General features: G+C 43.3%; 9 protein-coding genes and 3 tRNA genes. 5 read left to right on the top strand and 7 right to left on the bottom strand.

Going from position 1 to position 12,474, the window contains the following annotated elements; genetic code table 11:
- Positions 1–3: 3 nt before the first annotated feature.
- A complete protein-coding gene (oppF, locus tag L3V77_RS11465; RefSeq protein ID WP_275134283.1) occupies positions 4–993 on the top strand; it encodes a murein tripeptide/oligopeptide ABC transporter ATP binding protein OppF in 990 nt (329 codons plus the stop codon).
- Positions 994–1,220: 227 nt separating this feature from the next.
- Here the strand turns inward: oppF and L3V77_RS11460 are convergent, their stop codons facing one another.
- The 4 genes from L3V77_RS11460 to L3V77_RS11445 form a co-directional block, all read right to left on the bottom strand.
- Positions 1,221–2,699, bottom strand: a complete 1,479-nt coding sequence (locus L3V77_RS11460; protein WP_275134282.1) for an oligopeptide:H+ symporter — start codon at positions 2,697–2,699, stop codon at positions 1,221–1,223.
- Between the two features lie 333 nt (positions 2,700–3,032).
- A tRNA-Tyr gene (locus L3V77_RS11455) sits at positions 3,033–3,117 on the bottom strand.
- A 109-nt stretch (positions 3,118–3,226) separates the two neighbouring features.
- Positions 3,227–3,311: transfer RNA gene (locus tag L3V77_RS11450), tRNA-Tyr, on the bottom strand.
- Positions 3,312–3,453: 142 nt separating this feature from the next.
- Positions 3,454–3,538, bottom strand: a tRNA-Tyr gene (locus L3V77_RS11445).
- Positions 3,539–3,890: 352 nt separating this feature from the next.
- Between L3V77_RS11445 and L3V77_RS11440 the strand changes: the two genes are divergently transcribed.
- Together L3V77_RS11440 and vexH are read left to right on the top strand one after the other, a co-directional pair.
- Positions 3,891–4,982 (top strand): efflux RND transporter periplasmic adaptor subunit, encoded by a 1,092-nt coding sequence (locus tag L3V77_RS11440; RefSeq protein ID WP_275134281.1) that lies wholly within the window; start codon positions 3,891–3,893, stop codon positions 4,980–4,982.
- Entirely contained in the window at positions 4,982–8,095 is a 3,114-nt protein-coding gene (vexH, locus tag L3V77_RS11435) for a vibriobactin export RND transporter permease subunit VexH (RefSeq protein ID WP_275134280.1), read from the top strand. The genes L3V77_RS11440 and vexH overlap by 1 nt, the downstream gene beginning before the upstream one ends.
- A 72-nt stretch (positions 8,096–8,167) precedes the next feature.
- Here vexH and L3V77_RS11430 read toward each other — a convergent pair whose 3' ends face one another.
- On the bottom strand, positions 8,168–8,737 hold the full coding sequence (locus tag L3V77_RS11430) for an outer membrane beta-barrel protein (protein ID WP_275134279.1): 570 nt from the start codon (positions 8,735–8,737) through the stop codon (positions 8,168–8,170).
- A 165-nt stretch (positions 8,738–8,902) separates the two neighbouring features.
- On the opposite strand from L3V77_RS11430, the gene L3V77_RS11425 reads away from it, so the two are divergent.
- Entirely contained in the window at positions 8,903–9,361 is a 459-nt protein-coding gene (locus L3V77_RS11425; RefSeq protein WP_195703804.1) for an Lrp/AsnC family transcriptional regulator, read from the top strand.
- 84 nt (positions 9,362–9,445) lie between these two features.
- Here L3V77_RS11425 and L3V77_RS11420 read toward each other — a convergent pair whose 3' ends face one another.
- Both L3V77_RS11420 and tesB read right to left on the bottom strand, forming a co-directional pair.
- Positions 9,446–10,738 (bottom strand): L-serine ammonia-lyase, iron-sulfur-dependent, subunit alpha, encoded by a 1,293-nt coding sequence (locus L3V77_RS11420; RefSeq protein WP_275134278.1) that lies wholly within the window; start codon positions 10,736–10,738, stop codon positions 9,446–9,448.
- 233 nt (positions 10,739–10,971) lie between these two features.
- Positions 10,972–11,832: an acyl-CoA thioesterase II gene (gene tesB, locus L3V77_RS11415; protein ID WP_275134277.1), complete on the bottom strand. Its 861-nt coding sequence runs from the start codon at positions 11,830–11,832 to the stop codon at positions 10,972–10,974.
- A gap of 101 nt (positions 11,833–11,933) precedes the next feature.
- Here tesB and L3V77_RS11410 point away from each other — a divergent pair, with 101 nt between their 5' ends.
- The gene (locus L3V77_RS11410) at positions 11,934–12,365 is read left to right on the top strand and encodes a YbaY family lipoprotein (protein WP_275134276.1); all 432 of its coding nucleotides are present in this window, start codon (positions 11,934–11,936) and stop codon (positions 12,363–12,365) included.
- Positions 12,366–12,474 lie beyond the last annotated feature (109 nt).

Below are 12,474 nucleotides of genomic sequence, written 5' to 3'. Positions count from 1 at the left end.
CAAATGAATACAGAAAAAAAGCTACTTTTAGATGTAAAAAACCTGAAAGTTCACTTTAGCATCGCTTCAAAGTCGGCGTGGCCGTGGTCAAAACCTGCCAACCTTAAAGCCGTTGATGGCGTTAACGTTCGTCTATATGAAGGTGAGACACTCGGTGTAGTCGGTGAATCAGGGTGTGGTAAGTCGACATTTGCCCGCGCTATCGTCGGTTTGGTTCAAGCGACTGAAGGTGAAGTTATTTGGTTAGGGCAAGACCTAACCAAGATGCAAGAAGTTCAGCGTCGTGAAACACGTAAAGACATTCAGATGATTTTTCAGGATCCATTAGCGTCACTGAATCCTCGAATGAATATCGGTGATATTATCGCAGAGCCACTGCAGACGTTTTATCCTAAGTTGACCAAAAAAGAAGTTAAGCTTCGTGTTAAACAGATGATGGACAAGGTAGGTTTACTTCCGAACTTGGTAAACCGTTATCCTCACGAGTTCTCAGGCGGTCAGTGTCAGCGTATCGGTATCGCCCGTGCGCTTATCCTTAACCCTAAGATGATTATCTGTGATGAACCCGTATCGGCTCTTGATGTTTCAATTCAAGCGCAGGTGGTGAATCTACTCAAAGAGCTGCAAGATGAGCTTGGCTTGAGTTTGGTCTTTATCGCGCACGATTTATCGGTAGTGAAACACATATCGGATCGTGTTTTGGTGATGTACCTAGGTAATGAAGTGGAGTTGGCTGAAGCGAAAGAATTGTTTGCAACACCTAAGCACCCGTATACCAAAGCATTGATGTCCGCTGTTCCTATCCCTGATCCTCAGATTGAACGTACAAAAGTGATTCAGATGCTAGAAGGGGATCTACCGTCGCCTATTAACCCTCCGTCAGGCTGTGTATTCCGCACGCGTTGCCCAATTGCAACAGAGGCATGTGCGAAACAGAAACCAGAGCTTAAAGGGACAGACAAGCACGCTGTGTCATGCCTCCATGTCGACTAACGGGTTGATTTTTATTTAGCCTGTGACAGGCTCAAGCGCAGTGTCTTTACGAGCTGCGTTTTTTTTGTATCTATTCGTTTGCGGGATGCCTTTTCGAAGGGTGGTCGATATATCCTGATGTACTTGTCAATGGGCCTCCCTGCCCATTGATACCGGATCCATTACTTCCCTACTGTTGGACCTTCAAGTATTCCAGAATGTAATAATCAGTTCCTATGAAATAATGATTATTTCGCTTCAGAAAGCTTTAAATCTTGGGCGTCTTGTTCCTTCGCGCTGTTTAGCATCTTACGGATGATATAAGAGGCAATAAGAGCCACAGCCACCATAACGACAGCAAGAACCGTCAACGTACTAAAGTAGCTACCGTAGACGTCTTTAACAATTTCTTGAGTGATCACTTGGCCCTTTTCTAACGCAATAGACGTAGAGAACACAGCACCAACAATGCCACTGAGTGCGATAGCAACTGAAAACAAACTCACCGAAAAGTTTTCAATATGCTTTGGAGCCACTGATAGGATGAAAGCAACGACTAGACTGCCTACAATCACCTCGGCAAATGCTTGGAAGAAGTGGATCGCTAAGAAAATTTCAGGACGAATAATAACATCGGCGCCAATACTTAATACTGCGGCCGCTAAAATACCAAACGCTATTGCGGTCAAGATGAAGGCAATGGCGATCTTCGTTGCCGTAGACAAAGCGATACCACGTTTTTCTAAACTAGAAAAAGTATATGCGATAACAGGTCCAGCAACCATACACCATAATGGGTTCATCGCCATTGAGGCTTCTGGGGCGATAGGGATAATGCCAAACAGATCACCGCGCATTGTGTTGATGGTTACCATCGTCATGGATGTCATCATCTGACCATAATAAACGAAAAAAGCGGTCGTTAAGGCCGTGATGATGAGGATAGTTCCCATTTTTAGTGCATCAGATCGGCCTGCTTTAAACATCAACGAGATGAAGTACAAAATAGCCGCCGCACCGATGGCATAAACGATATTCTGGCCAATATCCATGTTAGAGAACATGAAAAATACCAGCCCTATCATGGCAATTGATGTGCTTGCGAACGCTACCCAGTTTTTAGCGCTAACGGGTTGTTGATCGATATCCGCAGCGGCATTAACCAATGGCTTTCTAAAGAAAACCAACATGAAGAATGCGAGTGTAGCGAGTATGCCTGACGCCAAGAAGCTGCCATGGAAACCAATAGCAAGCACTAGCATAGGGAAGGTGTACTGACCGATCAAAGCACCGACATTATTGATGGAATAGTTGACTGGATAACCATTTTCAAAACTTTCTTGCGAGGCGAATGTGCGTTTAAATAGGCTTGGGTAAGAAGGAGACATTAATCCACGCGCATAACTCGCTAAAGCGATACCGACAAGTGCTAATGGTACGTTCTGAGCAGAAGCGCCGAGAACCAACAATAAGTAACCAGAAGCAAAGACAAAATAACTGATGGTAAGTGAACGATAGGCCCCCAGAAACTTATCGGCGATAAAGCCACCAACGATAGCAAAAAGAGGACCAATAGCAGAAAAGGCGCCAACAACCATCATTGTATCCGCTTCGCTATACCCTAAATCTTCTAAGAAGAATCGAGTTAAAATGACCATCACACCGTAAAAAGATAAGCCAAACATCATTTGGCAGAACATCATCGACTTATTAAGTCTATTCCACATATTATTATCCTATTTTAATAAAAGAAACTAGTTTATATACGTGGTAATTTTATCATTTTGTAGAGTAATAAATTGTTAAGAATAGTTGATATTAATTATCCTTAATGATTAGTAAATCTAATCCGATAGTGTGATGTAAGTTATGACAAAGTAAGGGGAAATCAATATTACTGAGCTTTTTATGCTTTCAATACATCGATGTAATGGGGGGGATGTGACGGAAGTTGAGAAATGCAGAAGCAAAAACAGAATGAGCTGTATTTATCCGAACCCGCTTGAGTATTTTGAGTGTAAACGAAAAAGACCAGCTACGAGAGCTGGTCTTTTAAAATATGGTGGAGGGGGACGGATTCGAACCATCGAAGGCGGAGCCGGCAGATTTACAGTCTGCTCCCTTTGGCCACTCGGGAACCCCTCCAAGGGTATTTTAGATTAAGATATTGCTATCAAATCTACGGTTACTCCCAAACGTAACCTTAAAAAAACGTTTATATAACTCGTCTAGACAACTATACAAACTTAAAATATGGTGGAGGGGGACGGATTCGAACCATCGAAGGCGGAGCCGGCAGATTTACAGTCTGCTCCCTTTGGCCACTCGGGAACCCCTCCAGGGTATTTTAGATTAAGATATTGCTATCAAATCTACGGTTACTCCCAACTGTAACCTTAAAAACAGTAACACTAACAGATAAGTTATAGAACTAATGACTTATCTAGATAGGTACAAATAATCAATATGCACCTAAAAATATGGTGGAGGGGGACGGATTCGAACCATCGAAGGCGGAGCCGGCAGATTTACAGTCTGCTCCCTTTGGCCACTCGGGAACCCCTCCGGGGTGTTCAGTAACTAGATTCGATTTTCCTAGTCACTTGGTTAGTCCCAATTCTAACCCAATATTTAACACTTCTTATTATTGGTTAAACCAAGTAAGCCGATGTCAAATAGTGCCTCTAAGCGAGGAGCTGAATAATAGCAAAATCGCTAAAGCTGTAAAGTATTTTATTGGGTTTTTTGTTCGATTGATGCCTTTTTCAACAATGAAGTTAGAAAGTGAACATTTTTCGGCTTTGAACGTATAGATATCTGCGTGTTAATGGATTCTTTGCTCTTCTTTACATAAGTTTACGCTCGTTAGGGTAAGAAGTTGGTAAACTTAAACCCTACGACTTTTTAGAGCCAAAAAAATGGATAAAAATAATTTAGCGATTCTACTCGTGTCTTCAATTCTATTACTGAATTCGCCGAGCTATGCTGCGGGTCAAGGAAAATCAGGTGGTGCTCGAAAGGCACAAAGTGTTTTGGTGGTAACAGAAACCGTCGCGACTCACGATATATCTCAAAGTTTGACCTTGGTTGGTAAGCTAGAAGCAGAACAGTCGGTCATCATCTCTCCAGAGGTTTCCGGCAAGGTCAATGCCATTAAGGTATCCGCAAATCAAAAAGTCAAAAAGGGCGATCTTTTAGTCCAGCTAAATGATGATAAAGCGAAGGCATCAATATCCGAAGCCAAAGCCTATTTACGAAATGAGAAACGAAAATTAGCCGAATTTGAACGATTAGCCAAAAAAGGCGCGATTACTCAGACCGAGATTGACGCTCAGAAAGCCAGTGTCGATATCGCGAACGCCCGTCTAGATGCTGCCAATGCCCAACTAAAAGATCTAAATATCACGGCACCTTTCGATGGAACCGTGGGCTTTATTGATTTTAGTCGGGGGAAAATGGTGAACACAGGGGCTGAGCTGCTCACCTTAGACAACCTTTCGAGTATGAGACTCGATTTGCAGATCCCAGAACGGTTCTTATCGATGCTCTCCACCGGCATGCAAGTGCAAGCAAGTAGCAATGCATGGTCCGCAACGACGTTTGAAGGGGAAGTGATTGGAATCGATACTCGCATCAATAGCGAAACGCTAAACCTAAGAGCTCGTATTCGGTTTGATAATGCTGAAAACAAACTTAAACCCGGTATGCTTATGGCGACCCAAGTACACTTTCCGGCTATCGAAGCCCCAATTATTCCTGTTCAAGCACTGCAATACTCAGGTACTAAACGGTACGTGTATGTGATCGATGGAGACAACAAAGCCACAAAGACCGAGGTATTTTTAGGTGCCCGTGTAGAAAACCAAGTGGTTATTGAGAAAGGGCTAGCGATCGGTGAAAAGATAGTGGTGCAAGGTATCGTTAATATGAGAGATGGTCTTACCGTTCGCGAGCAAGGCGAAAAGCCAGAGACTACCGCGAATAAAAAAGCCGACAAGGAAAGTGAATAATGTGGTTATCGGATGTATCGGTTAAACGGCCGGTTGCTGCTGTTGTTTTAAGCTTGTTGCTTGTGGTGTTTGGTTTGGTCTCGTTTGACCGACTCGCCGTGCGCGAAATGCCAGATATAGAAAGCCCTGTGGTTTCAGTCAGCACGCGTTACGAGGGTGCTTCTGCCACTATAATAGAAAGCCAAATCACCGCGGTAATTGAAGACCAGCTGACGGGCATTAGTGGTATCGATGAAATTACCTCGACCACACGTAATGGTTCCTCTCGGATCAAAATTACTTTTGAGCTCGGTTATGATTTAAACAGCGGTGTTAGTGATGTACGAGATGCAGTCGCAAGAGCGCAGCGTGGGCTGCCAGATGAAGCAGACGATCCTCTGGTGTATAAAAATAATGGCAGTGGAGAGGCATCTGTCTATATCAATTTGAGCTCATCTGAGATGGATAGAACTCAGTTGACGGACTACATAGAAAGGGTATTAATTGATCGGTTTAGTTTGATTACCGGAGTCAGTTCTGTTGATATCTCTGGTGGACTGTACAAAGTGATGTACGTGAAGCTGAAACCAGCTCTCATGGCAGGACGAGGTGTTACCGCCTCCGACATTACGGCGGCACTGCGTGAGGAAAACTTAGAAAGTCCCGGTGGTGAAGTAAGAAATGATGCCGTTGTCATGTCGGTGAGAACCGCGAGAAGCTATAACCAAGCGAGTGATTTTGAGTACTTGGTGGTTAAGCGGGCGAGCGATGGCACACCCGTCTACCTTCAAGATGTCGCCGATGTCTTTATTGGTGCCGAAAATGAAAACTCCACGTTTAAGAGTGATGGTGTCGTAAACGTAAGTATGGGTATCGTCCCTCAGTCGGACGCTAACCCATTGGAGGTGGCTCAATTGGTTCATGCTGAAGTTGATGATATCCAGAAGTTTCTACCCGAAGGTACCCGTTTAGCGATAGATTACGACTCGACGGTATTTATCGACAGATCTATCTCAGAAGTTTACAACACGTTGTTTATCACTGGTGGCTTGGTTATTCTTGTTTTATATATCTTTATCGGGCAAGCACGTGCAACCTTGATCCCCGCAATAACCGTCCCAGTATCGTTAATATCCGCCTTTATTTCGGCCTATTTCTTTGGCTTTTCCATTAATCTCATTACCTTGATGGCTTTGATTTTGTCCATAGGTCTGGTGGTGGATGATGCCATAGTGGTGGTGGAGAATATCTTCCATCATATTGAAAACGGTGAGAGCCCTCTGGTTGCCGCTTATAAAGGTACAAGAGAGGTAGGTTTTGCTGTTGTAGCAACTACTTTGGTTTTGGTGATGGTGTTTTTACCCATCTCCTTTATGGATGGCATGGTGGGCTTATTATTTACCGAATTTTCTGTTCTGCTTTCGATGTCGGTGATCTCGTCGTCTCTGATTGCCTTGACGCTTACGCCAGTATTGGGTAGCAAAATTCTAAAAGCAAATGTAAAGCCAAATGCATTTAACCGTGTGATCGAAAATCTGTTTTCCAAGTTGGAACGCGGTTATAAATTCCTGCTGAGTAAAGCTATGCGGGTCAGGCTCATCGCGCCACTGATTATACTGGGTTGTATTGGCGGTAGTTATTACCTGATGGACAACATCCCACAACAGCTAGCCCCACAAGAAGACCGCGGTGTGTTGTTTGCCTTTGTTCGAGGGGCGGACGCAACCAGTTATAACCGTATGTCTGCCAATATGGATCTGGTTGAAGAAAAGTTAATACCGTTGCTGGGCGAGGGGTTATTAAAATCATTTAGTATCCAAACCCCAGCATTTGGCGGTAACGCAGGTGACCAAACTGGTTTTGTTATTATGATCCTAGAAGATTGGAATGACAGAAGTCTTTCAGCAAGTGAAGCTCTTGGTGTGATTCGAAAAGCGCTTACTGGCATACCCGACGCGAGGGTATTTCCCTTTACACCGGGTTTCCGAGGTGGTTCTAGTGAGCCCGTTCAATATGTATTGGGTGGTTCTGATTATGTTGAACTTCAACAGTGGGCAGAGTTGCTAAAAAATACCGCTGAAGATAGTCCAATAATGGAAGGATCAGAGATCAACTATTCAGAAAAAACCCCTGAGTTAGTTATCACAGTTGATAAACCTAGAGCGGCTGAACTTGGCATAAAGGTCTCTGATATTTCCGATACTTTAGAGATAATGCTTGGTGGTAAAAGTGAGACCACATTTGTGGATAGGGGTGAAGAGTATGATGTTTACCTACGTGGTGACGAGAACAACTTCAATAATGCCACCGATCTAAGTCAGATCTACATGCGAACGACATCAGGTGAACTAGTGACCTTAGATGCAGTGACTAAAATCGAAGAGGTCGCATCGGCGATACGTCTGTCTCATTACAATAAGAAGAAGGCGATTACGGTTACTGCCAATATTAGTGAAGGTTATACGCTTGGTGAAGCCCTCGATTTCTTAGATGAGAAAGCGATCGAAATACTACCGGGTGATATCTCTATCGACTATTCTGGTGAGTCAAAAGAATACAAAGAGAACCAAGCGAGTGTGTTGGTTGTTTTTGCACTGGCGTTGCTTGTTGCCTACTTGGTGTTGGCTGCCCAATTTGAAAGTTTCATTAACCCTCTGGTCGTTATGTTTACCGTCCCTATGGGGGTGTTTGGTGGCTTTCTAGGGCTATTTATTATGCAACAAGGGCTGAATATCTATAGCCAAATAGGCATGATAATGTTGATCGGCATGGTAACCAAAAACGGTATTCTTATTGTCGAGTTCACCAATCAGCTTCGAGACCGAGGTATCGAATTTGAAAAAGCAATAATCGATGCTTCGGCACGCCGTTTACGACCAATACTTATGACTGCGTTTACTACCTTAGCCGGTGCGATACCGTTGATAAGTTCTACTGGCGCGGGTTATGAAAGCCGAATAGCGGTGGGTACTGTTATCTTCTTCGGTATGGCGTTTGCTACACTGGTCACTCTGTTCGTTATTCCGGCGATGTATCGATTGATCTCGATTTCAACGCAATCTCCGGGACACGTAGAAGAGGTATTAAACAAAGAACTTTCATTAGAAACAACAAGTCGCAAGAACCACGGATAGGACCACTATCCCGAGTATCGGTTGGATAGGTTCCTAGTAGGCTTTACTAGGAACCTAAAAAATGCGAAGAAACTATAATCCCTTGCCGATGGTCAACAAGAATCCATCGTAGTCTGCATCAACCATTAGTCCTGATGTTGCATAGCCATATAAATACTCACCACGTACCCAGAAATCAGAACCAATATCCCACTCAAACCCAGCCCCAATATCAAATACGCCACCGGCTTCAGACGTCGAGTAATCACCATTTGGTAGGCTTCGGGCATCTTGGTAAGCTGAAATAGCCGAGGTCTTTGCGTAGAGCTTGATAGGCGAGTCGCCTAACTTGTCGCTGATTAGGATAGCCGATACCCCAAGTTGGATAACATCCATCTTTATCGTTTTTGCTTTGTTTTGGTTCTCGGAATAACGGAGAAATCCATCAAAGATGAGGTTGTCGTTATAGTATTTCCCTCCTCCAATCGTAAATGAAGGGTTTTTATATACGGTATTACTCTCCGCCCATGAAGGAGAAAAACCCACATCACCTATGCCCAAATAGACATAGTCTTTATTCGTCGGTGTCTGCTGCGCCAGCACAGGAAGTGAAACGAATGTGATTAATAGTGGTGTCAGCACAAATTGACATAACGGTTTCATGGGTAACCTTTTTGTAAATAAAACAGAGATAAGTAGTCTAATTGTGAATGAGAAAAAAAGTAAGTCAAAAAGTACAGCAATTTTTGTAGAGGAGGATAATAAAAGCTATAATTGTTCTATATTTTTAGGTTTATGTAAAATTTTTTTCTAAAAAATGAGGATTTCATGGAACTGGACAAGACAGACAGAAAGTTATTGTCGATGTTGCAAGTAGATAGCACCTTATCACTTAATGCGTTAGCCGAAGCGGTTAACCTAACAACAACGCCTTGTTGGAAAAGGTTGAAGAAACTGGAAGACAATGGGGTGATCAGCAAGCGAGTTGCCCTGCTAAACCCTGAAAAGCTAGGGCTTTTATTTACCGCTTTTGTTCTTATCAAAACCAGTAATCATTCACATGAATGGTATAGCCATTTTGTCGAGACGGTGACCCCTTTTCCTGAGGTGATGGAGTTTTATCGTATGGCCGGAGAGTATGACTACATGATGAAAGTGCAGGTGGAAGATATGAAGTGTTTCGACCTATTTTATAAAAAGATGGTCAACAGCGTTGAAGGCATATCCAATGTGACGTCCACCTTTGCAATGGAGCCATTAAAGTACACAACAGCGTTACCGCTCTAATCAAACGTCGTTAATGATTAACCATTGCGAATAAGTGCTCACCGTTGTTAGGCGAGCACATCTACCGATACGAATTGAGAATGACTATTTGTTGACCATAATATCTAAGATCTGCACGTCGGTTTGTTTCATAGAGCCATTAACGAGTGCGGACAGATTGCGAATAGTGTCATCAACATCGTCTGCGACAATACCTTCATTTTGGCTGACTCGAACACCATCAATCGCCATTAGAGCCGCTTTTACCGCTGCACCAGCAGAAGAAGAAACCTTCATCGCGCAACCGGGTTTTGCACCATCGCAAATCATGCCGGAGATATCGCCAATCATGTTGGAGATAGCGTAGCTAATCTGTTTGAAATCGCCGCCTAACAACCATGTCATGCCCGAGACAGAACCCATTCCGGCGGTGGTTGTTGAACACAATGCTGAGAGCTTGTCTTGGTGGCTTTTGATATAGATAGCCATAAGGTTAGCCAGCATCAGAGCTCTAATACTTGCTTCTCTATCTGCTTTGAGAAACTGAGCCGTAACCAGTACCGGCATGGTTGCCGCTATTCCTTGGTTCCCTGAACCTGAGTTACTCATGGCAGGTAACATCGCGCCATCCATTCTCGCGTCTGCAGCGGAAGAAGTACGCGTTAACACCTCGGTTAATAAACCGCCAGACAACAACCCTCTATCAACGTTACGTTGAAAGGTTGCTCCAATTTGCAGTCCGTAATCGTTAGCAAGTCCTTCTACAGAAAGCTTATCATTAAGTTGTCCTGCTGCTTCTATAAATTCAATGTCGCTTAGGGGCGCATGGATCGCGTAATCAAAGATGTCTTTCGCGTTGGCATCTTGGAAGGGATTAATAAGGCCTTGATGGCACTGCTCATGATCGATGTTTAATGCTGGAACATAGATAGCAATCCCGTTCTCTTCAATAGATACCACGTTAGTGTGTCCATCAGCGATGGTCACCGATACGGTTTTTTCTCCATCAAACACACTGACTTTTGAATAAAGGACATTTGTTACATCGGCCACACCAACGTGTACACAACCGTCATCAATCAATGCCTTCGCTTTTTCGACATCAACTTGAGTGATATTTTTAAGCACTTCGAGTCCCGCATTCGGGTCTCCTGCAATAGCGCCGACAGCGGCGGCAATGGATAAACCAACCATTCCGGTTCCAGGAACGCCTACGCCCATGCCATTTTTCATAAGATTAGGAGAAACAAACGCCGAGATGTTCTGAGGCTGACCAGAGAGTTTCTCCATTGCGATAGAAGCGGCTAGTGCAATAGCAACAGGCTCTGTGCAACCAAGGGCCGGAACAACTTCTTTTTTGACTGTCTCTGTAAATTGATTCCAAAGGTGTCTTTTCATCTGATTCTCACTCACTATTTGGCTTGTTGTTTTTATAGAGTAAGAATAAGCTTTTTATCGGGGAATTATTTTGCTTTATTGCTTCAAAAGAAGTCACAGGAGAGTATTATTTTCTCCTTTTATAGGTAACGGAGAGAATAAACAGTGATGGGTGCGTGGTTGAGGGGAAAAGAGCATTCGCGAGTATCCTCGCGAATGCTTGTGTTTATCAATGTACTTATCTTTAATTTAGATTATTTAGTAAATCTCATGACACCTTCTTGAACCGCGGATGCGACCAGATGACCTTGTTGATTGTATATTTCACCACGAACGAGTCCACGGGCGTTGCTTGCAGTTGGGCTTTCAATAGAGAAAAGCAGCCACTCGTCCATCTTAAAAGGTCGATGGAACCACATGGAATGATCAATCGTCGCCACCTGAAAGTTTGGTGTCATCAATGTGGTTTTGTGAGGGTGCATGGCAGTAACAAGAAAACCCCAGTCGGAAGCATACGCAAGAAGATACTGATGAATGAGTTGGTCATCTGGCACACTGCCGTTGGCCTTTATCCATAGATACTGTTTGGGTTCGGCTTCAACGGGTTTTAGCGGATTAATTACCGTCACGGGGCGAACCTCGATGGGTTTTTCCCCACAGAAAATCTGCTTTATCTTTTCTGGTAGAAAATCGGCAATTTGATTGGCAAGCTCTGTTTCTGATACGAAATTTTCTGGACCGGGTATATCAGGCATGCTGTTTTGGTGATCGAATCCCTCTGCATCGCCATGATAAGAAGCGGTTAGATAAAAAATCGGGCGACCATTCTGTATCGCCTTTACACGTCTTGTGCTTAAACTCTTTCCGTCCCGTAGATTTTCTACGTCATAGATAATCGGTTTTTCGGGATTGCCGGGCAAAAGAAAGTAGCTATGAAAGGAGTGTACCTTTCGATCATTTGCCACCGTATACCGTGCAGCTGATAGAGCCTGACCGATGACTTGTCCTCCGTATACCTGCGGTAAGCCTAAGTTTTCGCTTTGGCCTCTGAATAATTCGTTTTCTAATTGTTCTAACTGCAAAAGTTCTAACAGCTCGTTGAGAGGCTTACTCATATCATCTCCGTCATTGTTTTGTTAATTATATGCGATTAACAGGATTTTATTTTAGGTTATTCTTATACTTGCTAGCAAGTAGCTAACTATAAAGAGGCTTTATGAAAAAGACACTAATTTTGGTTTTATCAATAGTAATGGGTTTTACGTTGGTGGGTTGTGAGTCGACTAAACAAGCGACGGAACAAAAAGAAGTTATGATGGAATCAATCAAAGGTAATATCAACTACCGACAAAGAATAGCATTGCCACCAAATGCAGTGGTGACAGTTACATTGGAAGATGTGTCCTTAATGGATGTCGCAGCAAAAAAAATGGCTCAGCAAATATTTACCACCGATGGAACCCAGGTTCCATTTGATTTTGAGTTGAGTTATGACGCGAATAAGATTGAAGAAAAACATAGGTATAGCGTTCGAGCAACGATACATGTCAATGACACCTTGCGATTCACTACGGATACCGCATACCAAGTCATTACCGATGAGTCTCAAACAAAACAGGTAGACTTGAATTTGGTTGCGGTTCGTTAGCCCGCATAATGTATAAAATATCAGTCGGTACCATCATTCTTATTTTCGTGTAATGCGATTCGGTTATAACCGCATTTCTAATTTCGTGAAAATGACGGGATGGTTTATA

It is taken from the genome of Vibrio sp. DW001, assembly GCF_029016285.1.
GTDB lineage: Bacteria > Pseudomonadota > Gammaproteobacteria > Enterobacterales > Vibrionaceae > Vibrio.
The sequence above is the reverse complement of the archived record's forward strand: the minus strand, read 5'-3'. Positions and strand labels throughout refer to the sequence as shown.